The organism is Halomonas sp. R57-5, assembly GCF_900070345.1.
GTDB classification, from domain to species: domain Bacteria; phylum Pseudomonadota; class Gammaproteobacteria; order Pseudomonadales; family Halomonadaceae; genus Vreelandella; species Vreelandella ventosae_B.
Genome location: NZ_LN813019.1, coordinates 1488887 through 1513695, shown reverse-complemented (window position 1 = coordinate 1513695; position 24809 = coordinate 1488887). Strand labels below are relative to the sequence as shown.

At 57.1% G+C, this 24809-nt stretch carries 19 protein-coding genes; 4 read left to right on the top strand and 15 right to left on the bottom strand.

Annotated features, from left to right (window positions below):
• Positions 1 to 46: 46 nt before the first annotated feature.
• The 10 genes from HALO_RS06815 to HALO_RS06770 form a co-directional block, all read right to left on the bottom strand.
• On the bottom strand, positions 47 to 1033 hold the full coding sequence (locus HALO_RS06815; protein ID WP_050713223.1) for a YihY/virulence factor BrkB family protein: 987 nt from the start codon (positions 1031 to 1033) through the stop codon (positions 47 to 49).
• A gap of 36 nt (positions 1034 to 1069) precedes the next feature.
• Positions 1070 to 2842, bottom strand: a complete 1773-nt coding sequence (locus HALO_RS06810; RefSeq protein WP_050713222.1) for a complex I subunit 5 family protein — start codon at positions 2840 to 2842, stop codon at positions 1070 to 1072.
• The gene (locus HALO_RS06805) at positions 2839 to 4344 is read right to left on the bottom strand and encodes a complex I subunit 5 family protein (RefSeq protein ID WP_050713221.1); all 1506 of its coding nucleotides are present in this window, start codon (positions 4342 to 4344) and stop codon (positions 2839 to 2841) included. Before HALO_RS06805 ends, HALO_RS06810 begins: the two co-directional genes overlap by 4 nt.
• Positions 4341 to 5831, bottom strand: a complete 1491-nt coding sequence (locus tag HALO_RS06800; protein ID WP_035584875.1) for a complex I subunit 5 family protein — start codon at positions 5829 to 5831, stop codon at positions 4341 to 4343. Before HALO_RS06800 ends, HALO_RS06805 begins: the two co-directional genes overlap by 4 nt.
• Entirely contained in the window at positions 5828 to 6526 is a 699-nt protein-coding gene (locus HALO_RS06795; RefSeq protein ID WP_081899173.1) for a hydrogenase subunit MbhD domain-containing protein, read from the bottom strand. The genes HALO_RS06800 and HALO_RS06795 overlap by 4 nt, the downstream gene beginning before the upstream one ends.
• 46 nt (positions 6527 to 6572) lie before the next feature.
• The gene (locus HALO_RS06790; protein ID WP_035584878.1) at positions 6573 to 7238 is read right to left on the bottom strand and encodes an alpha/beta hydrolase; all 666 of its coding nucleotides are present in this window, start codon (positions 7236 to 7238) and stop codon (positions 6573 to 6575) included.
• A gap of 90 nt (positions 7239 to 7328) precedes the next feature.
• Positions 7329 to 9098 (bottom strand): SLC13 family permease, encoded by a 1770-nt coding sequence (locus HALO_RS06785; RefSeq protein ID WP_035584881.1) that lies wholly within the window; start codon positions 9096 to 9098, stop codon positions 7329 to 7331.
• 266 nt (positions 9099 to 9364) lie between these two features.
• Positions 9365 to 9571, bottom strand: coding sequence for a cold-shock protein (locus tag HALO_RS06780; RefSeq protein WP_022522448.1), 207 nt, complete (start codon positions 9569 to 9571; stop codon positions 9365 to 9367).
• 231 nt (positions 9572 to 9802) lie between these two features.
• Complete coding sequence (locus HALO_RS06775; RefSeq protein WP_035584884.1) at positions 9803 to 11473, bottom strand: GMC family oxidoreductase; 1671 nt, start codon at positions 11471 to 11473, stop codon at positions 9803 to 9805.
• 26 nt (positions 11474 to 11499) lie between these two features.
• Positions 11500 to 13011 (bottom strand): CoA-acylating methylmalonate-semialdehyde dehydrogenase, encoded by a 1512-nt coding sequence (locus HALO_RS06770; protein ID WP_050713220.1) that lies wholly within the window; start codon positions 13009 to 13011, stop codon positions 11500 to 11502.
• A 152-nt stretch (positions 13012 to 13163) separates the two neighbouring features.
• On the opposite strand from HALO_RS06770, the gene HALO_RS06765 reads away from it, so the two are divergent.
• The 3 genes from HALO_RS06765 to HALO_RS06755 all read left to right on the top strand — a co-directional run bounded on the left by HALO_RS06765 (position 13164) and on the right by HALO_RS06755 (position 16399).
• Positions 13164 to 14096 carry a LysR family transcriptional regulator gene (locus HALO_RS06765; protein ID WP_050713219.1) on the top strand — a complete coding sequence of 311 codons (933 nt, stop codon included), beginning with the start codon at positions 13164 to 13166 and terminating at the stop codon, positions 14094 to 14096.
• 94 nt (positions 14097 to 14190) lie between these two features.
• Positions 14191 to 14829, top strand: a complete 639-nt coding sequence (msrA, locus tag HALO_RS06760; RefSeq protein WP_050713218.1) for a peptide-methionine (S)-S-oxide reductase MsrA — start codon at positions 14191 to 14193, stop codon at positions 14827 to 14829.
• Between the two features lie 187 nt (positions 14830 to 15016).
• Positions 15017 to 16399, top strand: a complete 1383-nt coding sequence (locus HALO_RS06755) for an NAD-dependent succinate-semialdehyde dehydrogenase (RefSeq protein WP_035584895.1) — start codon at positions 15017 to 15019, stop codon at positions 16397 to 16399.
• A gap of 89 nt (positions 16400 to 16488) precedes the next feature.
• On the opposite strand, the gene HALO_RS06750 is transcribed toward HALO_RS06755, so the two are convergent.
• The 5 genes from HALO_RS06750 to HALO_RS06730 all read right to left on the bottom strand — a co-directional run bounded on the left by HALO_RS06750 (position 16489) and on the right by HALO_RS06730 (position 23803).
• Positions 16489 to 16992, bottom strand: coding sequence for a phosphatidylglycerophosphatase A family protein (locus tag HALO_RS06750; protein ID WP_035584899.1), 504 nt, complete (start codon positions 16990 to 16992; stop codon positions 16489 to 16491).
• The gene (locus HALO_RS06745; RefSeq protein WP_035584902.1) at positions 16992 to 17732 is read right to left on the bottom strand and encodes a tellurite resistance TerB family protein; all 741 of its coding nucleotides are present in this window, start codon (positions 17730 to 17732) and stop codon (positions 16992 to 16994) included. The genes HALO_RS06750 and HALO_RS06745 overlap by 1 nt, the downstream gene beginning before the upstream one ends.
• 105 nt (positions 17733 to 17837) lie before the next feature.
• Complete coding sequence (locus HALO_RS06740; protein ID WP_050713217.1) at positions 17838 to 20903, bottom strand: AAA family ATPase; 3066 nt, start codon at positions 20901 to 20903, stop codon at positions 17838 to 17840.
• Positions 20900 to 22045 (bottom strand): exonuclease SbcCD subunit D, encoded by a 1146-nt coding sequence (locus tag HALO_RS06735; RefSeq protein ID WP_035584907.1) that lies wholly within the window; start codon positions 22043 to 22045, stop codon positions 20900 to 20902. Before HALO_RS06735 ends, HALO_RS06740 begins: the two co-directional genes overlap by 4 nt.
• 126 nt (positions 22046 to 22171) lie before the next feature.
• Complete coding sequence (locus tag HALO_RS06730) at positions 22172 to 23803, bottom strand: DASS family sodium-coupled anion symporter (RefSeq protein ID WP_035585709.1); 1632 nt, start codon at positions 23801 to 23803, stop codon at positions 22172 to 22174.
• A 294-nt stretch (positions 23804 to 24097) separates the two neighbouring features.
• Between HALO_RS06730 and HALO_RS06725 the strand changes: the two genes are divergently transcribed.
• On the top strand, positions 24098 to 24724 hold the full coding sequence (locus HALO_RS06725; RefSeq protein WP_035584910.1) for a CDP-alcohol phosphatidyltransferase family protein: 627 nt from the start codon (positions 24098 to 24100) through the stop codon (positions 24722 to 24724).
• Positions 24725 to 24809: the final 85 nt, after the last annotated feature.

Sequence of the window (24809 nt, the reverse complement as noted above, 5' to 3'; positions counted from 1 at the left end):
GCTTTTAAAACCAACCGCCTCCCACCGCTAACAAAGGGTGGGGGGATTATTCAGTCTCATTGCTTCCTGCTGAGTCTTTCAATGACCGGGGGGCACCAATAGTGTCCGCGGCAAATGCTTCACGCTCACCTAACGGGCGCGCCTCTCCAATGGTGGTGTCGTTGAAGGTCTGGCGCTCCATCTCACAGTTAACTTCCGCACCAAACAGCACTACAAAGGCAGACAACCAGAACCAGATCATCAGCGCCACCACAGCACCCAGGGAGCCGTAAAGCTCACTAAAGGTAGAGAAGTAGCGCACATAAAGCGAAAGCCCACCGGAACCTAACAGCCACATCACCGTTGCCAGCAGCGTGCCATAGCTTAACCAACTCCACTGGGCCGAACGCCGATAAGGCGCGTAGCGGTACAGCAACGCAATCAGCATACTCATCATGAACAATAATGCGGGCCAGCGCAGCCACTGCAGGATCTTATTCAGCGGTGGGTCAATCGCCAGGGCGTTGACGACCACCGGCACGATGGCAATGAAAGCCAGCGACACCAGGGTCATAAAAATCAAGCCAAAGGTCAGTGATACCAATACCGTACTGCGGTGTAACAGGCTGCGTTTTTCGCTTTCGCCGTACACCACGTTCAGTCCTATGACTAATACCGCCACCCCTTTGGAAGCGATAAACATGGCAATCAGCAACCCGGCTAGAGCACCCAGAAAGCTACCTGACTCCGCWCTCTCAACTACCTGCTGGGCCTGCTTATCGATTAATTCGGCAGCATCCGGTGGCATAAAACGACTGATTTCGTACAGCTGCTGGCCAGCTTCATAAGGGTCAAACAGTAATCCCCAGAGTGAAATGACCGCCGCAATGGTGGGGAACAGCGCCAGTAAGGCGTAGAAAGCCACACCGGCGGCCAGCATAGTAAGGCGGTTACGGCGCGCGGCGCGTACTACCCGCCAGGCAATATCGTGCCACCCCCGTTGGGGTATATCACCAGGTACCTGCGCGCGGCGACCGCGAGGGAGCTTACCCATAGCAGGCTCCTGACAAGCACATTCCACACAGTCGTCTCATCGCTGGCCTTCCCACATCAGTAGCGCCGCAAGCAATACGGCAAGCMCCATCATCAAACCACTGGCATGGTGACGCAACCAGGACTCAGCAGACAACAGCCGCGTTAAATGCCCCATCAACGTTTCTTCGGTTTTTTGCGCGGTCGCCACGCTTGTCGCTTTCATCTGGGTGCAGCAGTCGCCAACCTGACGTAATGGCACCAGCACAGCGCCTACAATACCCGCGTAGATCCACCATAGGTCGCCGGCGGGGAGTGATTTTCCCTTCAGCGGGCGCGTTAATAACCAACCCACCGCGGCGAACAGCACCCCGACCGGAAAGGGCCACATGATGCCCAGCCACTCTTTCAGCGGGGGTATCTCGATGCTGCCTGCTGGAAGTGGAAGCCACAGCGGTGTTAACAGCGCTGCGGCGATGGCGACTAACCAGGCGCCCCACTGCTCGCGGTTACTGCCCCCCTTATGACGCTGCTGCCACTGACGCCAAAGGGCAACACTCACGAGTGCCGCCGTGCCAACAGCCGCCCAGCTGAGCAGCTTGATCAAGGACTCATGGTGCATTTCGTACAGCGGACTCTTCACGCCCCACTTGCTGATCAGGCCCGCACCAATGGCGCCCGCCAACGAGATACCCGGCAGGGCCAGCAACGCCCAAACCAACGGCAGCGGCCAGCGCGGCAAGTGCTCGCTGATACTGGTGCCCATAAACAGCGAACCTTTGGCCAGCGCGTGATGGGCGGCAAATAGTACCAAGCCTGGCCATAGCAGCGGCCATACCGCTGGCGCGACTAACCCCATGGCCACTAGCGCGGTCATCATGCCCATCTGGCTGATGCTGGAGTATGCCAACACCGCTTTAGGGTGGCGCTGAAAAACCCCATACAGCGCGGCGCCAAACGCCGCCGACAGCCCTGCAATTAACATAATGCGGCCAAACTGAGCTAATGAGGCCGAAACCTGTTCACTCCCTAGCGGCAGCACACTGATCCAGCCCAGCAGTCCCGCCTTAATCATCGCCCCGCTCAGCACTGCACTGGCCGGGGCCGGAGCCACCGGGTGGGCTAACGGTAGCCATACGTGCAAGCCAATAACACCTGCTTTCACGCCAAAGCCCAAGCACAGCAGGGCGGCCATCCATGCACCTTGTTCTGCAACCAAAATGCCTTCACGCAGGCCTTGCAGCGTTAATGTGTCAGCTTCGCCGGCTGCCCATAGAAAGCCGCCTATAATGAGTCCTTCCCCCACCACGGCTAACATCAAATAAGCCTTGGCCCCCAGTCGTGCCTCCTCAGTTCCGCTATGCACCACCAGGGCGTAGGCGGCGAAGGTCATCAGCGCAAAGCCTAGATAGAAACTGGCAATATCCTGGGCAATAATCAGCAGTACGTTGCCGAGCAGTGTCAGCGGCCAAAGCAGCGCTAAACGCAACAGGCGTCGCTGAGTATCCTGATCCCCCTCCTGGGCCTTCGCCTGTTCCGTCGCAAAATAGCCCCTCGCGTGGATGGCTGCCAACCCCCAGAGCAGCGCGGTAAACGCAAGCCAAGGGCGGCTTAGCGAGTTAAGCGCCCATTCGCCGCCCAGCATCCAGGCATCCATCGTCCACTGCGCTTCACCGCCGTAGGCTAGCAGCAGCGCGGGCCAAGCGGCGCTTAGCCATAGTGCTGAAAAATAGCTCTGACAAGCAGCCGGAGCGCGGTAGGCGCCCCATAGCGTCCAACCGATGACGACCAGCGGCCAAAGTAGCGCCAGGGCGAGCAGCATGGTCATCATGGTAGATACTCCCCGTTGGCTACCCGAGCCGCCCAATCCAAGGGGCTAAAGGGGAGCCCGGCAAATAGCCCGGCCCCCAAACTCACCAAGGCGGTAAACATCATTGGTAACAGCAGCCAACTATGGGTTTCAAAACGGCCTAGACGCTGCTCTTTGGGCCAACTGCCTTTGCCATGGGCGGGCCCTGAACGGAACCATAAGAGGTGCACAATGGGTAAAAAGTACATGGCGTTGAGGGTACTGCTCGCCACTAGCACGGCGACGACCCAGTACATCTCGGCCTGAATCGCGCCAACGCCGAGGTACCACTTGGTAATAAACCCCGCAACGGGAGGAAGGCCAATCATGCCAAACGCGCCGATAGTAAACGCGATGCTGGTCAACGGCATACGCTTACCAGCACCGTCCATTTCATCGATGCGATGAATCCCCAGCTCTTCGGCATAGTTACCCGCACAGAAGAACAGCGTGACCTTCATTAAGCCCTGATGCAGCAAGTGCGCCAAGGCGCCGACGGTGCCAAACGGGCCGAATAAGCCGATGCCGAGAATGACGTAGGAGACCTGGCTAATCGTGGAGAACGCGAGGCGTGGTTTGAGCTCCTCTTGAGCAATCGCCCTTAACGAGCCATAGATAATCGTAATCGAGGCCGCTACCGCTAACGCGGTGATAACGCCCAGCTCCACGCTCAGCTCAATGCCAAACAGGTCGTAAACCACCCGCAAAATGCCAAACGCGCCCGCCTTCACCACCGCTACCGCGTGCAGCAGTGCACTCACCGGTGCGGGCGCCACCATCGCCCTGGGTAACCAACCGTGTAGCGGCACCATAGCCGCCTTTACCGCAAGCCCACCGACTAATAGGGCAAAAATCAGCGTCAGCAAGCCACGGTGATCGTTCAAATAGTCGCCCAGACCTTCTTCTGAAGAGAACGATTGATCCCCGGTCAGGCTATACAGCAGCACGGCCCCCAATAGCAGCACCACACCGGCTGTTAGCGTATAGCGCAAATAGACGCGCCCCGCATTGAGGGCTTGCTGCGTCCCCTTGTGAACCACCAGCGGGTAGGTGGAGAGCGTCAACATTTCGTAGAAAACCAGAAAGGTAAACAGGTTATCGGCGAGGGCAATGCCGATCGTGCTCGCCACGCAGAGACTAAAAAAGCCAAAAAAGCGCTTCCGGTTGGCCGAACCTTCCAAGTAACCGATGGCATACACCGTGGTGCATAGCCAAAGCAGCGACGATAACCCGGCGAACATCACCCCTAGCGCATCGCTGCGCAGGACAAAATCAACGCCCCCTACTACCTGAAAGCTAAAAATATCCTCATGTCCCGCGGCTACCCGCCTGACCATCAGGGCGACCAGAACAATTTTAACCACCGCCGCCGCTAGGTTAATCGTCGTGCGCAGCCGCCGGGCGTCTTCCGGCAGCGCAAAGATAATCACCACCACCAGTAGCGAAGTGGCCAGAGCAGTCATCGGTAACCAGGCGGCATTCATGGGCTACCTCCGTGCATCAATTCCAAAGGGAAATGCGCCAATAGCCCCAGGGCGAACGCAATCAGAGCAAGCGTTAGTGCAATCAGATCCATGCCCGGCGCCAAGGGTTGATAACGATGCCGTGGGGCTGTCTCATCAAAGGAGTAGCGAAACATGCGAAACACATAGGCAGCAGTGAGTAGCGTACCGGTTAATAACGCCGCCACCGCCCACCACTGCTGGGTGATGATCATCGCCTGAAGCAGCATCCATTTAGCCGTGAAGCCCGCACTGGGCGGAAGGCCCATCAGGGTGATGGAGGCGATGCCAAACACCAATAGCGACAGTGGCAAACGGCGGCTGGTACCGGCCAGGCCTTTGAGCGTGCTCTCCCCGGTGGCCAGTATCAGGTTGCCTGCGGCCATAAACATGGCGGCTTTGGCAAAGGCGTGGCCCATTAGCTGCAGCCAAAACCCCTCCCAGGCTAACGCCCGGGGCAGCGGCGCAATATCGGGCCCCAGCAGCAGCGGAAAAGCCACCATGAGATACCCCAACTGGGCCACGGTGGACGAAGCCACCAGGGTTTTAAGTGAATCAGTACGCCAGGCCAGTAACCCGCCCCATACAATCGCCAGTAGGCCTAGCCAGGCGATAACACGCGGGGCGTAGAAGGTTTCAGGTAGCAGAATGCTCCACAGCTGCAGCAGTATAAATAGCGACGCCTTGATCACCAGCGCGGCATGCAGCGCGCTCACGGGCGTCCAGGCATTTTCGTGCACCGGGGTCAACCAGGCATGCAGCGGAAATAGCGCGGCTTTTAAGGCCAGCCCAGCGCCAATCAGTGCGGCGGCGAACCACGCCACCGGCCCAGGCTCTACCACATCAGCCAAGCCCTGCAGATCCAATCGACCCCAGTGACCTAAAATCAACGCGACCCCGAGTAGATAGGTAAGAGAACCCACCAGCGCCAACAGCAAATAGCGCATTCCCGCCACGAGTGCGGGCACTTTGCCCGATAGCATCAGCATGCCAACCGCCGCCAGCCCCATTAGCTCCAGCCCGGCATAAAGGGTCAACAGATCGGTGGCCAGCCAAATTAACGACAACGCACTCAGTACAACGCCCATCAGCGGCCACAGCCAGCGTGCCAATGGCCCGGTTTCGCTTAAGCGCAGATATCCCGGTGTATAGAGCGCTGCGGCAACGCCGATCACTTGGGTCATTAACAGCAGCAGCACGCTTAGTCCGTTTAAGCGTAGCGATAAGTGAACACCGGCTATTTCCCACTGCCAGCGGAGCAGACCCGCCTGGTCATAAGCAGATAACAGCATCCACCCGGACGCCAGAACTGGCAGGCTAGCCAGCGCCACAGGCCATGCCCGCTTAGGAGGAAAGAGTGCCGCCAGCATGCCCAGTAGTAGCGGCAAGCCAAGCGCAGCTAACAGCGCCCAATGGGTACTAGCAAGAGGTTCAAAGGTGCTCTCGAAAAGGCCAAAGCGCCAAATCATTTGGCGCCCTCCTTGGGCTTACCGTCAGGCCCTAAGGCCTCGACCCCTTCCAGGTGCAAAAGCTGTCGAATTAGCAGCGCCCCCAGCATCGTCCCCAGCCAGGCGACCAACAGCCCGACGCTAATTAACGCCTGAGCCGCCGCCGAGGTGCCCGCCACACCCGCCAGCAGCATAAATACCCCCGAGCCGAGAATATTGAACGCCAGCAAACGGCGCAGCAAATGACGGTGTAGTGCAAAAGCTCCCAATGCACTAGCGGCAATCACCACCCCCGCCAGCAGCAGTGGATGCTCTGAAGGTGAATACGCCATGTCAGCGATGACATAGCGGATTGCGGCACCGACCATGACAAACCAGGCCAGCGCCAACGCCACGCGCATCGCCACCCGCGACCAGGGCTCGCTAAATCTATCGCGCTCTAGAGGGGATGAAACACCCGGCGAAACGTGGCCCAGGGCATAAAAAAAACAGGCTCCTGTTAGCACAACGCCCAACACGAGTTCGGCAGCGGCGAGCCAGGGAGCCTCTAGCCGCCACCAAGCCAGCGTCATTGCCGCTGCAAAGGCGACAAAAAAGCAGCAGGCGCGCAGCAAGTGGCGATCAAACAGGCACACTAGCGCCGCCACCGTTAGGCATAGCGCCAGCAGCATTTCCATTGCTTCAAGAGGTTTCATCGCATCAAAGAAAGCTATCATTCGTTTTCGCTACATCCTTGCATCGGTCACGAATAGGAGGAGGCGCTTAGTTTAGGCGAGAACCCAACCACTTGCCGATATCATTGACCTGCTGGGGGCAGAGCGCATGGGCCATGGGGTATTGGCGGTAGTTGACCGCGTAGCCCATCTCTTTTAAGCGGTCGGCGCCGCTGCGACCCAGGCTTTCAGGCACAATGGGGTCAAAGTTACCGTGCTGAACTTCCACAGGAATCTGACGATTAGCTTCTGCAAGATCGATATTGTCGGCGGTCGCGAAGTAGGTCGACATGGCTAACAAGCCACCCAGCTGCGCGGGAAAAGTCAGCGCGGCGTGGTAGGCAACCGCGCCACCTTGCGAAAAGCCCGCGACAATAATGCGCTGGCTATCGATACCCTGGTCAATCTGCTCTTGAATCAGCGCTTGGATGCGCTCAGCGGATTTCTTGAGTTGAACCTCATCGACCCGACGCCCCAAATCCATGGCGAGAATATCGTACCAAGCGGGCATCACCATGCCGCCATTAATCGTCACCGGCAGGCGTGGCGCATGGGGCATGATAAAACGCACGTGGGAATCTTTGGGCAGCGCCAGTGCGGGCACAAGCGGTTCAAAATCGTGCCCATCCGCACCTAAGCCGTGAATAATGAACACACAGGCATCGGCGGGTTGACCATCTTTCGGTTCAATAATCAGTTCGCCAGGAGCAGTCATAACGTCGTATTCCTTATGCAAAAAGCGTCACCCTAGCGCAAACCCGCGTTAACAGCGAGCGGGAGAGCGCCTAAAATAGTCACAGCCCACTTAAAAAGGCCATACCAGGGGAATTAATACCAGCGCTATCGCGCCCGTCAGTATATTTAATCCACTGCCCAGGCGCAGAAAATCGCTCACCCGGTAACCCCCAGGGCCATACACCATCAAATTGGTTTGATAGCCGATGGGGGTTAAAAAGCTCGCCGAGGCGGCAAACATGACGGCCACCACATAGGGCATTGGGCTAACGCCCAAGCTTTCCGAGGCACTCATCACCACCGGGAAAATAATCACCGCCGCTGCGTTATTGGTAACCAGTTCGGTCAGCAGCGCAACCACGCAGTAAGTGCCTATTAACAGCAGCAGTGGATTACCCGCCACCAGGGTCAACACCCCACCGCCGATCACCCCGGCAGCGCCGGAACTCTGCAGCGCCGCCCCCACCCCAAAGGAGGCCGCAATGGTGAGCAGCACCTGGGTATCCAGGTCACGCTTGGCAGCGCCCACCGAACAGCAGCCCGTTAGTAGCGCCAATGCCGCCCCTAACATGGCAGCGTTGAGCATGCTCAGCACACCGAAGGTGGCAAGTAGCACGGCACCTAACAGCAGGCCCCACGCTAGCGGCGCTTTTTCATGAATCGGCCGCGCCGCGCCATTGAGTTCACTAATCAGCAAAAAGTCCCGTGACTGGCGGTGCCGCTCAATAAACGGGGGCCGCGCTTCAAGCAGCAGCACATCGGCGGGCTGCAGCCGCACCTGCCCCAGATTGCCCTTAACCCGTTCACCGCCACGGCAGATCGCCAGCACTGCGGCTCCATACAAAGTCCTAAAGTGGCCATCGCGAATTCGCTGGCCAATAAACTGGCACTGGTTGGAGACCACCGCCTCAACCAAGCGACGCTCTTTAAACTCCTTCTCCAAACTGGAAGTGCCGTCTCGGGAAGGGATCAAACCGCGGATTTGCTGCAACTCCACTGCCGCATCAGAGGTGCCTGCAAACACCAACCGGTCGCCGCCTTTGAGCTGCTCGCCCGGCCCAACAACGCTAACCACGTTGCCTGCACGCTCAATCTCAACCAGAAACAACTCCTGCAGGTGGCGTAGTCCCGCCTCTTCGACGGTACGATCCACCAACACGCCTGCCGGGTCGACTTCCATTTCGATAGTGAATTCGCGTGGGTTGGCAAACGCATTGGCCAGTCCTTCCCTAGCGGGCAACAGACGTGGCCCTAACAAGACTAGATAAGCAAGACCTGCGATTGCTACGGGAACACCTACCCAGGCCAAATCCAACAGGCCCATGCCAAGCTCCGGGTAGCGCTCCAGCAGCAGTCCATGTACCACTAGGTTAGTGCTGGTACCAAAGAGCGTGATGGTGCCGCCGAGGATAGAGGCGAAGCTGAGCGGCATCAGCAACCGCTGGGGAGACAAGCGTAGCCGACGGCTCCAGCTCATGACCGCGGGAATATAGGTAGCAACGACGGGGGTATTATTGACAAAGCCGCTAAGCGAAGCCACCGGCAGCAACAGGCGAACCAGCGCGCCCCGCTCGCTTTTGGGCCGTTTGAGCACATAGCGAATGATCAGGTCGATGCCGCCGGTTTCACGAATGCTGGCCACCAGCACATACATAAACGCCACGGTAAACAGGCCGCTATTGGAGAAGCCCCCTAGCGCCTGCTGGGGGTCAATCACCCCCAGCGTCATTAGCACAATAACCGCGCCCAACAAGATAATGTCCGGCCCCAGGCGTGAAAAGGCCATTAACGGGAAGATGGTGAGTACCACCCCTACCGCTATCCAAGCATCCAGCGACATAACCACGACATCCTTAACAAATAAGCATGGCGGTATTGTGAAGCCAATCCTATATTCTAAAAAGTTATTTTTAGAAACATTTAAAGATCTAAATGGAATATGGTGTGAGGTGTGAGGTGTGAGGTGTGAGGTGTGAGGTGTGAGGTGTGAGGTGTGAGGTGAGCTAAGTTTAGGTTACAAAACCTAAAAAGCGAAAACCCCGCGCTCGGCGGGGTTTTCTGGTCAATCAACGCTAGGCGGTGATTGTTAACACCTTAGTAAAGGAATTAACCTTCTACTTTGATGTTAGAAGCCTGAAGGCCTTTTTTACCCTGGGTGACGTCGAAGGAAACCTTCTGGCCGTCTTGCAGGGATTTGAAGCCTTCTGCCTGAATTTCAGAGAAATGCGCGAACAGATCGTCGCCATTGTCGTCAGGAGAAATGAAGCCGAAACCTTTAGTGTCGTTGAACCACTTAACGGTACCAGTTGCCATGATCGAAATCCTCGATGTTGCTAATTAAACCGGGAAATACCCGAATTGCAGTGGGTATAACAAGAGACTTTCACCAGATTTAACGCTAGAGGCGCTTCTATACTGCTGACAACGTTCGACTTGCTAACCAACTGGCTTTATTTTGCGCTTAACCACCCTCCTCCGTCAACACCCCCCATAAAACGCGAGTTAATAGCTCTTGCCACTAGCCATTGCCTGCAACCTAGGCAGCTAACGACGCTCAGCCAGCATCCAACCCGCGGCCTTTTCCGCAATCATCAGCGTGGGCGAGTTCGTGTTGCCGCTGGTGATGGTTGGCATAATGCTCGCATCAGCCACCCGCAGTCCTCTAACGCCGCGCACTCGCAGCCGTGCGTCGACCACTGCCATGGCATCATCCTCACGGCCCATTCTCGCGGTGCCCACTGGGTGGAATATCGTCGTGCCAATATCACCGGCCAGCCGGGCCAGCTCATCGTCGCTTTGGTACTCGACGCCGGGCTTGACCTCTTCCGGCGCGTATTTGGCAAACGCAGGCTGCCCGGCGATACGCCTCGTCACCCGTAGAGAATCCGCGGCCACCTTGCGATCTTCAGGAGTACTCAGGTAATTGGGAGAAATCGCCGGTGCCTGGCGTGGGTCACTGCTTTTAAGCCGCACGGTGCCACGGCTGGTAGGATTCAAATTGCATACGCTGGCGGTAATCGCTGGGTACGGGTGCAGCGGCTGGCCAAAGGCTTCCAGGCTTAGCGGCTGAACGTGGTACTCAATATTGGGGTGCGGCTGATCCTGCGTACTGCGGGTAAAAGCTCCTAACTGCGAAGGCGCCATGCTCATCGGCCCAGAGCGCTTAAGCAGGTACTCAAGGCCAATGCCCGCTTTACCCCACAGCGTGCTGGCCATGGCATTGAGGGTTTTGCCATTAGTAATCCGATATATCGAACGAATCTGCAGGTGATCCTGCAAATTCTCGCCGACGCCCGGCAGCTCATGCACGACCTCAACGCCATGCTCTCGCAGCGTCTCTGCGGGCCCCACACCGGAAAGCTGAAGTAGATGTGGCGTACCAATAGCGCCGGCGCAGAGCACCACTTCTGCATTGCCCCCCTCCTTGGTCAAAATAGCATGTTGGGTTTTGCCCCCTCGCTCTACCTCTACACCCGTGCAGCGTAGTGCTTCCGCTTGCTCAAAGAGCAGCCGATTGACCTGGGTAGAGTGCCATAGCGTGAGGTTGCCGCGTTTCAGCGCGGGTCGTAAAAACGCTTTGGCGGTATTCCAGCGCCAGCCCGAGCGCTGATTGACCTCAAAGTAGGCCACGCCCTCATTAGAGCCGCGGTTAAAATCGTCGGTACGCGGGATGCCCGCCTGCACGGCAGCTTCGGCGAAATCATCCAGCACCTGCCACTTGAGTCGCTGCTTTTCGATCCGCCACTCGCCACCGTGGCCGTGGAAATCGCGGTGTTTTGCGTCTGCATCGCCGCCCTCGTCCAGACGGTAGTGGTCTTCATGTTTGATAAAGTCGGGTAGGCAGTTCTCCCAACGCCAGGCATCTTCGCCGGTGACTTCCGCCCAGTGATCATAGTCACGCGCTTGGCCGCGCATATAGATCATACCGTTGATGCTGGAGCAGCCGCCCAGGGTTTTCCCCCGCGGGTAGAGCAGCGAACGGCCATTGAGCCCTTTATCTGGCTCGGTGCGAAATAGCCAGTCGGTGCGTGGGTTATTTATGCAGTAGAGATAGCCCACCGGGATATGAATCCAGTGGTAGTTATCGCGACCGCCCGCCTCTATCAGCAGCACCTTATTATTGGGATTGGCGCTCAAACGATTAGCCAGCAGGCACCCCGCGGTGCCTGCGCCAATCACGATATAGTCGAAATTGTTATTGGTGGGTTCTGACATTAGTCGGCTCCGGTAACGTGTGGGCGTTACTTCGCAGTGGGCATTACAAATTCAGCCCCGGCATCAATCGAGTCCGACCAGCGCTGCATAATCGATTTCTGCTTGGTGTAGAAACGCACGCCCTCTTCGCCATAGGCGTGGGTATCACCAAACATTGAGCGCTTCCAGCCGCCAAAGCCGTGCCACGCCATGGGCACCGGAATGGGCACATTGATACCCACCATGCCGACCTGAATACGGCGGCCAAACTCCCGCGCCACCGTACCGCTTTCGGTAAAGCAGCTTACGCCGTTACCGAATTCATGATCGTTAATCAACTGAATGGCCGTGGCGATATCCGGCACCCGCACACAGACCAGTACCGGGCCAAAAATTTCCTCTTTGTAGATCGTCATCTCGGGAGTGACATTGTCGAACAGCGTGCCGCCCATCCAGAACCCTTCGGCGCACTCCTCCCCCGCCGTAGAGGCGTCAAAGGTACGACCATCGACCACCAGTTCAGCGCCTTCAGCCACGCCTTTTTCGATATAGCCGGTAATCCGCTGATGAGCCTCACGGGTCACAATGGGGCCCATTTCCGCATCCAGCTGCATGCCATCTTTTACTTTTAGCGCTTTGGCCCGTTCAGCCAATGCTGGGACAACTTTATCCGCCACATCACCGACCAGCACCGCCACGCTAATCGCCATGCAGCGCTCACCGGCAGAGCCGTAGGCAGCGCCAATCAGCGCATCGACGGCTTTATCCAAATGCGCATCCGGCATCACTACCATATGATTTTTGGCCCCGCCCAAGGCTTGAATACGCTTGCCGTTGCGGGCGCCGCGCTCGTAGATCAGGTTGGCAATCGGCGTGGAGCCCACAAACGACAGCGCCTTAACATGCGGGTGGTCGATGAGCGCTTCCACGGAGTCTTTATCACCCTGCACAACGTTAAACACGCCATCGGGCAGGCCTGCCTGCTTTAGCAAGTCAGCCATCAGCAGCGAAGCACTGGGATCAAGGGGGCTTGGCTTCAAAATAAACGTATTCCCCGCCGCAATTGCCAGCGGGAACATCCACATCGGCACCATGGCTGGGAAATTAAATGGCGTTATACCAGCCACGACGCCTAACGGCTGGCGCATCGTCCAATTATCAATCCCGGTACTCACCTGCTCGGTGTAGTCACCCTTTAACAGCTGCGGAATTCCACAGGCAAATTCGACAATATCGATACCGCGGGCCACTTCACCCTGGGCGTCGGTGAACACCTTGCCGTGCTCTTTGGTAATCGCTTCGGCTAGCTCATCTTTATGGGCGTTTAACAGCTCTAAAAACTTGAACATCACCCGGGCGCGTCGGATGGGTGGGGTATCAGCCCAGGCGGGAAAAGCGGCTTGGGCGGCCTCTACCGCGGTATTGACGTCCGCCGGGGAAGCCAGCGATACATGACCGGTAACACGGCCGGTGGCGGGGTTGAATACATCCTGAGAGKGAGAAGATTCTCCAGCGCTGACCTGGCCATTAATAAAGTGTTGAATCGCTGTTGTTGTCATGAGGAGTACCTGTTTTAAGAACGCATGTTGAGAGCGTGTGCAAAGAGCTTACCTTCAGCCTAGCCTACTGGGCACTGCGAACGGATCAATTGAGTTATTTAAAAGCCAGTTATAAGCTCTGCTAATATCACGACAAGTATTTGAGGCTAATCATGCAAGAGTACGCCACCCTGCGCGCCTTCGTGGCCGTTGCACGAACGGGCAGCGTGTCACGCGCCGCCGAGCAGCTACACCTGACCCAACCAGCCATTAGCCTAAAGTTGAAGCAGCTGCAGGCGAATTTAGGCCTCACGCTGTTTAGCCGCCGTCCTCAGGGCCTTGCGTTGACGGCCGATGGCCATGCGCTGCKGCCCGCCGCCGAAAAAGCCCTGGCCAGCGCCCAGGCGTTTGAGCAAACCGCCGGGACATTACACAGCACGCTGCGCGGCAAGCTCTCAATCGGCACCATCGTCGACCCCGAATTTCTCCGCCTGGGCGCCTTTTTAAGCCGCTTAATGGCCCGCGCGCCCCAGTTAGAAACCGAGCTGCACCATGGCATGAGCGGCAGCGTGCTTAACCGCATTGAACAGGGCAATTTAGATGTCGGTTTTTATTTAGCGCCGCCCGGCGAAGGTCCTGGTCTAGCCTCTGGGCTCACCCCTGGCAAAGGGCATGAGGCGCTGGCTTGGCGAGAGCTAACGCATTTTCACTACCATGTGGTTGCCCCCGCGGGCTGGGAAAACCGGCTTATCGATACCCGCTGGGAGCACCTGGCCACGCTGCCGTGGATTGTCACGCCCCAAAATTCCGCCCACCATCGGCTATTAAAACAGGCGCTTGGACCAAGCGGCGCAGTACCCAATCGGGTGGCCCAGGTTGACCAGGAGGCCTGCATGCTTGACCTAGTGCGCGCAGGTGTCGGCCTAAGCCTGGCCCGGGACGCTCTAGCGATGACCGAACGCCAGGAGAGTGGCCTAGCCGTGGCCGACAACATTCGACTGCCCTGTGCATTAAGCTTTATTTGGCGACACGAAAGCGCCAACGAGCCTCCGGTAAATGCAGCGCTGAGTACACTGGATGAGGTATGGCCACATCGACCCGGCTAGCTTGTAACAGAATGGCTGTAAGGAAATCGCGCTTGATGCCACTAATCGGCTCAACAGCACGCAATGACTCGCTACCACCACTGGAGTGCCTACAATGACCCGACTTCCGCTTTTGCGCCCCTTAACGCTCAGTATCATGGCAGTTGCAGGCCTCGCCAGTGCGTCACTCCAAGCCCAGTCGTCTCAAGAGCAGGCCAATGCAGAAGCGACGTTTGCCGGGGGCTGCTTCTGGTGCATGGAACCTCCTTACGACACCCAACCCGGCGTCAGTGCCACCATTTCCGGCTATATCGGCGGCGAGCTAGAGAACCCCAGCTACGAAGATATCTCCAAGGGTGGTACTGGCCATGCTGAAGTCGTGCAAATCGAATACGACTCCGAGCAGATCAGCTACGAGCAGCTCTTAGAAATCTTCTGGCGCAACATCGACCCCTTTGCGGTCGACCGTCAGTTCTGCGACGTGGGCGATCAGTACCGTTCGGCGATCTTTTATCACAATGACGAGCAGCGTGAACTTGCCGAAGCGTCCAAAGCGGAAATGGAGGCACGCTTTGMCCGAGACGTTGCCACCCAAATAGTACCGGCCACCACCTTCTGGCCTGCCGAGGAGTACCACCAGGACTATTATCAAAAGAACCCCGTGCGTTATAAGTTCTACCGCTACAGCTGTGGTCGCGACGGTCGCCTGGAAGAAGTATGGGGCGAAGAAGCCGGCGGGCCTACGTTTGAGTAGCAAAGCATCTTATTCGCTTTCATCATGGAACTGATTGCTTAGCACGTTGCCTGAAAATAAACACAGCTATTATGCAAACACGCTCATTTTGTACTAGAGTGACTGCACATTAAAAGTAGACCGGTCGACTAAGCGCCCAGGAGCTGGACGCTTTGACCCAAACGTTGATCTATAGATAGGAGATCTTATGAGCAACAGCATTACGACGATCAATCCCACCAATGGTGAAGCCCTCGAAACCTATGCGTTGATGAGCAGCGCAGAAGCCAAGCAGGTCGTGGACGCCTGCTACGAGGCCTTTCTCGATTGGCGCTTAGAACCTCTGGAAAGCCGCGCTAAAACAGTCAAAGCGATTGGCCAAGCGATGCAAGAGCACAAAGAAGAGCTTGCCGACCTGATGGTCAAGGAAATGGGCAAACTGCCTTCTCAGGCCCGCCAGGAAGTGGATCTGTGTACCGGCATCTGTGATTACACCGCTGAACACGGCCCCAAGAAGCTGGCTGACGAAGAGCGCCAGCCTGGCAACGGCGAGCGTGGTTTCGTGACCTACTCACCAATGGGTGTGATCTACGGCATTCAGCCCTGGAACTTCCCCGCGTATCAGGTGGTACGTTACTCCATCGCCAATATTATGGCGGGTAACGGCGTACTGCTAAAACACGCTGAAAACGTGACCGGCAGCGGCCTGCTTCTTGAAAAAATCTACCGTAAAGCAGGGCTTCCCGAAAACGTTTTCCGTACGCTGGTGATCTCTCACGACATATCTGACGAAGTGATTGCTCACTCTGCAGTGCGGGGCGTAACGCTCACGGGTAGTGATGGTGCGGGCCGCAAAGTGGCCGGCAAGGCCGCGGAGCACCTTAAAAAGACCGTGCTTGAGCTGGGCTCCAACGACGCTTACCTGGTACTCGATGACGCCGACATGGATGTGGCCATCGACACCTGCGTGCAGGGGCGCGTCTACAACGGTGGGCAAACCTGCGTTGCCGCCAAGCGTTTTGTAGTGACTGAAAAGAACTACGAAACGTTTAAACAGCGCTACGTAGAACGTATGCAGGCGCTGAAAGCAGGCGACCCAACTCAAGAAGGCAGCGACCTTGGTCCCATGGCTCGCGTTGATCTGCGCGATGGGCTTCACGAACAAGTGGAAGAAAGTGTTCGTAAAGGTGCGAAAATTCTCTGCGGCGGTGAAAAGCCTTCAGGTAAAGGTGCTTTCTATCCGGTCACTGTGCTGGATAACGTGACCCCCGGTCAGCCAGCATACGACGATGAGCTATTTGGCCCTGTAGCAGCGTTGATTCGTGCCAAAGATGACGAAGACGCCATGCGCATTGCCAACGACAGCCGTTATGGCCTGGGCGGCGGCATTATCTCTAAAGATGTGAAGCGCGCCACCGAACTTGCCAGTAAGTACTTTGATACGGGTATGGTGTTTATTAACGGCTTTGGTGTTGCTACCCCAGAGATGCCGTTTGGCGGCGTCAAAAACTCCGGCTACGGCCGTGAGCATGGCGGTTTCGGCATGCTTGAGTTCGTCAATGCCAAGTCGGTGATTGTCGTGCAAGAGTAATTCCGTAAACGCTCAAAATCGTGAGCGATAACCAAGAGCGCCGCTAGCTTTTCATCAGGCTAGCGGCGCTTGTTTCGTTGCGCGCACTCTTACGAGTTTAACTGTTGCCCTGATGCTCGACGCTGCCAAAGCTTTAGCCCAATCGCCATTACCACCCAGGTCACCAGCGCCGCAATCACATCATCTAACACGATGCCAAAMCCACCGTTAACATACTCTGCCAGATGAATCGGCGGCGGCTTCAGTGCATCGAAAAAGCGGTAAACACCGAATGCCAGCGCCATAACCAGCGGGTGGCGGGCGGCCTGCAACCCGATTACCGCCAGCGGGAACGCCACATATTCGTCGGCAACGATACTGCCATGATCTAATTCTTCATGCCCCAGTCCAACATAGTGCCAGGCGGCAACGTGGCAAACCGGCACCGCAAGTAGTAGCAGAGCTGCCATGATGGTGCCCTGCTGCACCAGCGGGCGGCTCAACAGCCACCACGCCAAGGGAATGCCCAGCAGCGAGCCAAAAGTACCGGGCGCCACCGGCGCTAGCCCCAGCCCAAAGCCGGTAGCCAGCCAAAAATTAACCGTATCGAGCATTAACCCGCCTGCTGCGCTTGGCGCTCAAGTTCAGCGGTCATCTCTTTGGGTAAGTTGAGGGCACTGCCCAACTGGTCAAGCCAAGCGCGCTCCATAGGATTTTGAGCGTCAGTCACGGCCACGCTGATCAGGTACATTTCCCGCGCCGCCTGGGGAGAGTCAGCTTCCCGGGCCAGCGCCTGGGCATCGAGCGGCGCTTGTAGCTGTTGCTCCACCCAGTTATGCATCTCTTGATCAGCACCTAGGGCGTCAATCTGTTCAGTAATCAGCGCCTGCTCCTGCTCATCAATATGGCCATCGGCCCGGGCGGCCATAATCATCGCCTGCAGCAGTTCCAGGCTGCGACGCTCTTGGTACTCGCCACTAAGCGCTTCTATCCGCTCGCCTTCGCTTGCGCTGGCTTGACTAGCCGACGGTTGCGCGCCGCCGTTTTTAGCCGCTTGGGAACTCTGCCACGCCTTCCATGCCAGCGCACCGACACCTGCAATGGCACCGTACTTGAGCGCTTTGCCTCCGATGCTGCGACCGCGCTTGGAGCCGATTAACATTCCCATGGCACCACCGCCGAGCAGGCTTTTCATATCAAAACCGCTGGAGGAACCACCGCCTTGACTGCTGCCACCGCCCAACTGCTTTGAAAGTCCGCTCAGCATGCCTTTAACATCGACCCCGCTGCTGCTGCCCTTCTGGCTACCGCCGGCCTGCTGCATAAGCTGCTGTAAAATCTTGCTTGCGTTCATCCTTGTACTCCTAAGAAGACAGTATATTGAGTGCGCGCTTGACGACCTACTCACGTTATAAAACATGCCGTATGAACGCAGCATGAATTAATGCCACTTCAGACATCAAAGAAGTGCGCCCTTCACTTCCACCGAGCTCCCGTGTCGGCTGGCATGCMCCTCTATACGGACTGGCATTTGCTCCTTGAGTTCGCTGACATGGGAGATCACCCCGATCATACGACCGCCCATTTGCAGCTCGCTGAGCATGGCGATGGCTTGATCCAAGGCATCTTGATCCAGGCTACCAAAGCCCTCATCGATAAATAGCGTATCCAGTTGAATGCCGCCAGCGTACGCCTGCACCACGTCGGAAAGCCCCAGCGCCAGCGAGAGKGCGGCCATGAAAGACTCGCCGCCGGAAAGCGTCGCCACCGAGCGGTTTTTGCCGGTGTAGGTATCGGCTACATCAAGCTCCAAACCTGACGCTCTGTTGCCCTTGGAGGGATCTTCCCGGCGCACTAGCTGATAGCGCCCGCGGCTCATGCGCACCAACCGTTCGGAGGCTTGAATCAGAACATCATCCAGCAGTACGCCCAACACAAAGCGCTGCAAACTGATGCGATGCCCGGTGCGGCCATTGGCCACCTCGCTGAGCGTACCCCACAGCTGGTACTGGGCTTCCAGTTCAGCCTGGGCGGCGTGTGCCGCGGCAAGCTTTTGGTGAATGCCTGTGAGCGTGGTTAACCTTCCGTCAAGCGTTCGCCACGCCTCTAACTGGGTGTTCTCCTCGGCTTGGGCGGCCTCGGTCAGGCGAGTCAAGGCCTCAAGGTCTGGCGGCGTTTTTTCCGCAAGCTGGGTTTGGTAATTCTGTAGCGCGCCCTCCAGCTCAGCCAGGCGATGTTGATACGTTTCTACCTGGCGAGTCAGCTCCCCCCGCTGAGGGTCATTCAACTGCGCCGCCTGAAACGCTGCGTCATCGTCGAAGGGGCTGGCCTGAAGCGCCGTTTGCCACTCGGTTTGCGCCTGTTCATGCTCCTGTTGGTGACGCTCGACTCGTTGGCTAGCACCACGTAACTGCTCTTCCGCCCGTGCCAACTGGGTTTGAGCGATCGATAGCGCCTGCTGAGCGCTCTCCCAGGCTTTTTCAAGCTGGGCGATTTGCTGTTCAAGCTCAGCAAGGGTTCGGCGCATGGCCTCAGGGTCGCGGGCATCTTCCGGCAGCGATTGACTCAATTGATCACGCAGGCTCTCCAGGCGCAGCGCGTCTTCTTTGGCCTTCTCGACCGCGGGCCGCTGGGCTTTGAGCTGCTTGTCCAACGCGCCCCACTCCCGGCGCAGCGCATCACGGGCGGCGGTTTGCTGGCTAATTTCTTTCTCAACGCTTTCCCGCCGCTTCGCTTGGCGACTCAATCCTTCGCAGGCATTTTGCAGCGCCATCAGCGCTTGGCTGGCCCACTCACCCAGTTGTTGGTTAAGCCGCTGAACCTGCTCCGCGTTGTAGCTACTCTGTTGGGCGAGGTGTTGAGTGTGGCGTTCAGCGGTTTGCAGCGCCTGACGGTGGTTTTCCAGCGCTAAGCGCGCCGTTTCTACCTGCGCCTGGGTAACGACATCGGCGTTTTGAACCGCCGGGGCTGGATGCTCCAGGCTGCCACACACCGGGCAAGCGGCGCCCACTTCAAGGCTAAGCGCTAATAGTGCGGCCTGCCCCTGGTGCCAGCGCATCTCCTGCTCAGTGGCATGACGCTGCGCTTGCGCCACTTCGCTTTGCTGGCGGCTGAGCGCTTCCGTTGCCTGCTGCTGTTGAGTGGTTAACGCCCGCCCCTGCCGGGTGAGTTCATCCAGCTCTTGGCGCTGGTTGAGTAGGCGCTCATGGCGGCTTAGCTCCGCGGGGGCGCTGGCCAGTTGCTGAAACTCTGTCTGTAAACGCTCCAGATTGATGCCTATGGCTTCCCCCTGCTGGCGAATGCTGTCTAGCTGCTTTTCATCACGTTTGAGCGCCCCATCGGCTTGTTGCCAGGCGGCCTGCGCCGTTTGAAAACGCGCCTGCAACTCGCTTAGCTGCTGCCCCTTGTGGATAAACTCGCCCAACTGGCGATGCCGCTCGCGCAGCGCGGGAAGTTCTGCCTGGCGTTGCCGTGCGGTTTCTAACCCCTGCTGCGCCTGTTCGGCGTGGGCGCGCTGGGTGGTTAACACAGCTTGTGCCTGGCGCTGCTCAGTTTGAGCGGTGGTGAACAAATGCTGCGCTTGGGCGAGCGCAGTGTTCTGCGGGCGCAGCGCCTGAGCGTGGGCGCTTTGCGCTAAACGCTCTTTAATGCTTTCTATGTGGGCCTGCTGCTCAAGATGGCGAGCTTTATCCGCGGCTAGCGACTCCCGGGCCGCAAATTGGCGCTGCAGCGCCTGAGCTTCGTCGCGCTGCTGTTCGGCCTGACGGCGCTGCTGCTGGGCGGTGTCAAAGCGTTGCCGTGCCTCTTCTACTTGGGGCGCCAGCGACTCTTGCTCCTGCGCTAGGGCGGCTTCGCTTTCCAGCTCACCACCGGCGAGAATGCCGCTAATATGCTGGCGATGGTCATTCACCGCCCGCTCGATTTGACTGGCCTGGGTACGCAGGCGCTCTTCAATACGCTGAAAAATTTGGGTTTGAAACAGCTGGGAAAAAATCACTTCGCGCTCTTTGGAACCTGCCAACAGCAGTTCGCGAAACTTTCCCTGGGGCAATACCATTACCTGACGAAACTGGTTGGCATCCAGGCCAATCAGGGTTTGCAGCTCCGTAGTGGCATCGTTCACCTTGCGCGCCACCAGGCAGGTTTCTACCTCTCCATCGGCTTTTAATCGCCAAAGCTGGGCTTCCGCGTTATGGGTGGTGGTGCCTTCACCGCGCGCTTTGGGGCGCTCCTGCTGAGGCACGCGACGCACCCTGTAACCGATCCCTCGCAAACGAAAATCCAGCGTGACTTCGGTGAGCAACGTGGCATCGGCCTGATCGCAGCGCATCTGTGAAGGGTCGCGTTCATTGCCGGTGGTCTGGCCATACAGGGCAAAACAGAGCGCATCGAGAATCGAGCTTTTACCAGCACCAGTGGGGCCGTTAATCAGAAACAGCGGGCTTCTACCCAGCGCGGTGAAATCGATGGTCTCACTACCCGCAAAAGGGCCAAACGCCTGCATGGTGAGGGTTAACGGCGTCATTGCTGGGCCTCATCGCGCTGCAGTTGAGTAATTAACGCCGCCATGGCGCTTGCCTGCTCTTCGCTCATGGCTTCCCCACTGGTTTGATTAAAGAAGTCGCTGAACATATCCAGCGCATCAAAGCGCAGCCGCTCACGATCAAGCTGCTGACTGCCGCGGGCGTCTAACATGCCGGGCTTTTCCAGGTGCAGGACGTTGGGATACACATCGCGCAGCTTGCCCATGGGGTCGAGAATGGCGTGGCGATCGGTAAGCCGCACCAGCAGATAGTCATCAGCGTTCGGGTCTGTTCGCCCCTGGGCGATCAATGCATCAATCTCGCCCTCTAATATGCGCACTTCGCGACTGGGTATCAGTGGAATCTGTTCAATCTGGGTGACGCCAGACGCGTCGATATCCACCAGCGTTACGCCTTTACGCTGGTTGGCTTCGGAAAAGCTGTATTTGAGCAGCGAGCCGCTGTAGCGAATATGCTCGCCGCCGCGATACTGGGGGCCGTGGAGATGGCCAAGTGCTACATAATCAAAGCCTTGCATAGGCTCCCAGGCAACGCTTTCGGCACCGCCCAAGGTCAACGGGCGCTCTGAGTCAGAAGCACTGCCGCCATCCACAAAACAGTGGCTCATCAACACACAGGGGCGTGCGGGGTGGCGCTGCTCGCTAATGCGCTCGACTAAATAGCGGTGGGCGCCGTCAAAGTCGCGGGCATCGACATCAAACTGGCTGCGCACATGCTCGGGGTCGGCGTAGGGAATGCCGAATACATCGACTTCAACGCCCTTAATCGTCAGCGTGACGGGGGTGGCGAAATCGGCGAGGTCAGAAAGAATATGCAGCCCAGCTTGGCGTAGGTGGCGGGCGCCGAAGCGTAGACGCTCGGCACCGTCGTGGTTGCCTGAGATCATAATCACCGGCAGTTTGCGCTCTTCGCAGAGCGCGTGGAGCACTTCGTCCAGCAGCGTTACCGCCGCCGAGGGCGGCACCGAGCGGTCGTAGATATCCCCTGCAATCAGCACCGCATCGACGCTTTCGCGGTCGATGATCTCGATAAGCTGGTCGAGCACATGGCGCTGGTCATCCAGCAACGACAGGTTGTGGAACAGCCGCCCCAGATGCCAGTCGGCGGTGTGAAGTAGACGCATAACAGGCTCAGCAAAAATAGTGTATCGGCATGATAACAACCCGACACGCTATCTACTCACAAAACTCCATTTCAGCATAAAAAAGCCCCGCACACGGGCGGGGCTAGGCGATGCTATAAAATCTTACTAACGACGGAAGGCGTCAGGGTAGCTGGTGAGGTCAACCCCCCACATAAGTGGCAGCATGAAATATACCGCTGCCACAATCAGCAGCATTGCAATGATGTTGATCCAGAAGCCGGTACGCACCATCTCTAAAATTGTGATTTTACCTGTAGCGAAGATAATCGCGTTAGGCGGGGTACCCACAGGCAGCATAAAGGCACAGTTAGCAGCCATCGCGGCTGGAACCATCAGTACAAAAGGATGGATATCCAGCGCCAGTGCCAGTGACGCCAGCACCGGTAGGATCATGGTTGCTGTGGCAGTATTCGAGGTGATTTCGGTTAAGAACAGCACCATGCCGGTCGCCAGCAGAATGACCAGCAGGAAGTTGACGCCTTCCAGCACACTCATCTGCCCACCGATCCACTCCGCCAAACCGGATGAGCCAAAGCCCGCGGCAATCGCTAAGCCGCCGCCGAACAGTAGTAAAATACCCCAAGGTACATCTTTGGCGATATCCCAACCCAGCAGGCAGCCACCTTTGTTTTTGGAAGGAATCAAAAACAGCAGGAGCGCCGCGACGATGGCGATCATGGTGTCGTTAATGCCGGGGATATTAATGATCTGTCCCTGCCACAAAAACGACCGGGTGATCCACATAAAGGCCGCAAACAGGAAAACGGCCAACACCGCTTTCTCTTCAAAACTGGTGTTACCCAGGGCCGCTTTTTCCTTATTGATAAGCTCTCGGCCACCCGGCAAATGGCTAAACTCAATGCGGAAAAACACCCGCGTCAGTAGTAGCCAGGCGCTAAACAGCAGCACCAACACAACAGGAAAAGCGAACATCAGCCAGCCAGCGAAAGAAATCTCGATGCCAAACAGCTCGTTAACTATCGCGGCAAGAATAATATTAGGCGGGGTGCCAATCAGCGTACCTAAACCACCAATGGTACCGCCGTACCCGATACCAAAAATCAGCGCTTTGCTGAATTTATCGATTTCGGCACTGTGATCGCCGTCACTTTTCGCCAGTTCCTGGCTAACCTGGTACACGATAGCGGTACCAATAGGCAGCATCATCATGACCGACGCGGTGTTGGAGACCCACATCGACAAAAAGCCGGTCGCGGCCATAAAGCCGAATACAATGCTGTTAATGCTGGTACCTAGCACGGCGATAATCGACAGCGCGATACGCTTGTGCAAATCCCACTTTTCCATTGCCAGGGCAATCATAAAACCGCCCAAAAACAGGAAAATAATCGGATTGCCATAAGCGGCCGTCACCGTACTGCCCTCCAGCGCGCCGGTAATCGGCAACAGCACGATAGGCAAAAGAGAGGTGGCGGGAATAGGAATGGCTTCGGTGATCCACCACACCGCTACCCACAAGGTAGTGGCCAGCACCATGCGCCCTTCAACGCTTAAGTCTTCAGGGTGAAAAAACAGCGCAACCAACGCGAACAGCAGCGGGCCAAGCACTAAGCCAACCTTCTGAGGAGTCGTGTAGGCAGGCGGCTTAGGTTGAGGGGAAGGGTTGCGCTTGGCATTGGAAGCCGCGGCGTTGGCGGCCCCACCCGTTGGCAGCGCGCACATCAATAGGTTTTTGGCTTGGTAGTGGGAGTGCCATAGCTGATCCCATACCGTCATCAGGGCAGTTTTATGCATACAATTTGCGCCACTTACGGTCAGAGTGAAAAGAACACATCGAGGGTCGGCATCCAGGTAAATAAGCCACCCGATGGGTAACGCGGAACCTTCTTTGGCGCCCTTTATTAACTGCAATAGGCAATTAGTCCAGTCATTTGCCCGTAATTACAACCAAAGTCTAACAACCTTTGGTTGTAACCATTAGTAAATGCTAACGGTGACATAAGCGTATGAACTACGTAAGTTGGCATGACTATTCATTTAAAATTATCTATACCCGATGAGGAGAACCGAGTGCTTGATCGCTGGACAATGCCGCTGACCCATCGTCCCCTCAAACGAATCGCGCAGACGTTGCATAACAAGCACATTGCCGCCGACCAAGTGACACTCTGCGCTTTTGTGATAGGGATGGCCGCCCTGCCGCTGTTGGCATGGGAGCAGTATGGGCTCGCCCTGGTGGCGATTGTGCTTAACCGCCTTGGCGACGGTTTAGATGGCGCCCTGGCACGCTTGAGTGAAAGCACCAGCAATGCGGGTGGCTTTCTGGATATCGGGCTCGACTTTGTTTTCTATGCGGCGGTAGTGCTTGGCTTCGCACTTGCAAATCCCGCCCAAAATGCCCTCGCTGCCTGCCTACTGCTGTTTGCGTTTATCGGCACCGGCACCTCGTTTCTGGCCTTTGCGATTGCCGCCAAACAGCAAGCAATAGAGCGGCCTAACTTTCCTAACAAGGCCTTCTACTATTTAGAGGGCTTAACCGAAGGGACTGAGACCGTGCTGGCACTGGTGGTTTTCTGTCTATTTCCTGACCACTTTCCAACGTTAGCTACGCTATTTGCGACTGCTTGTTTGATCACAACGGCGACCAGGCTATGGGGCGGCTATTGGACGCTGCGCAGATATAAAGCTGATTTGTAACCCTGGCGTATTTAATAAAGTGACCGGCAGGGCCTACCGACGTCAATTAATAAGCGCAATGTGTGCTATCGAACAGACTTACCCC

Excerpts from the sequence above, each read along its gene's own strand:
- HALO_RS06805 (WP_050713221.1), bottom strand. The coding sequence starts at position 4,344 with ATGAATGCCGCCTGGTTACCGATGACTGCTCTGGCCACTTCGCTACTG.
- HALO_RS06800 (WP_035584875.1), bottom strand. The coding sequence starts at position 5,831 with ATGATTTGGCGCTTTGGCCTTTTCGAGAGCACCTTTGAACCTCTTGCT.
- HALO_RS06795 (WP_081899173.1), bottom strand. The coding sequence starts at position 6,526 with ATGATAGCTTTCTTTGATGCGATGAAACCTCTTGAAGCAATGGAAATG.
- HALO_RS06790 (WP_035584878.1), bottom strand. The coding sequence starts at position 7,238 with ATGACTGCTCCTGGCGAACTGATTATTGAACCGAAAGATGGTCAACCC.
- HALO_RS06785 (WP_035584881.1), bottom strand. The coding sequence starts at position 9,098 with ATGTCGCTGGATGCTTGGATAGCGGTAGGGGTGGTACTCACCATCTTC.
- HALO_RS06780 (WP_022522448.1), bottom strand. The coding sequence starts at position 9,571 with ATGGCAACTGGTACCGTTAAGTGGTTCAACGACACTAAAGGTTTCGGC.
- HALO_RS06775 (WP_035584884.1), bottom strand. The coding sequence starts at position 11,473 with ATGTCAGAACCCACCAATAACAATTTCGACTATATCGTGATTGGCGCA.
- HALO_RS06755 (WP_035584895.1), top strand. The coding sequence starts at position 15,017 with ATGAGCAACAGCATTACGACGATCAATCCCACCAATGGTGAAGCCCTC.
- HALO_RS06745 (WP_035584902.1), bottom strand. The coding sequence starts at position 17,732 with ATGAACGCAAGCAAGATTTTACAGCAGCTTATGCAGCAGGCCGGCGGT.
- HALO_RS06735 (WP_035584907.1), bottom strand. The coding sequence starts at position 22,045 with ATGCGTCTACTTCACACCGCCGACTGGCATCTGGGGCGGCTGTTCCAC.
- HALO_RS06730 (WP_035585709.1), bottom strand. The coding sequence starts at position 23,803 with ATGACGGTATGGGATCAGCTATGGCACTCCCACTACCAAGCCAAAAAC.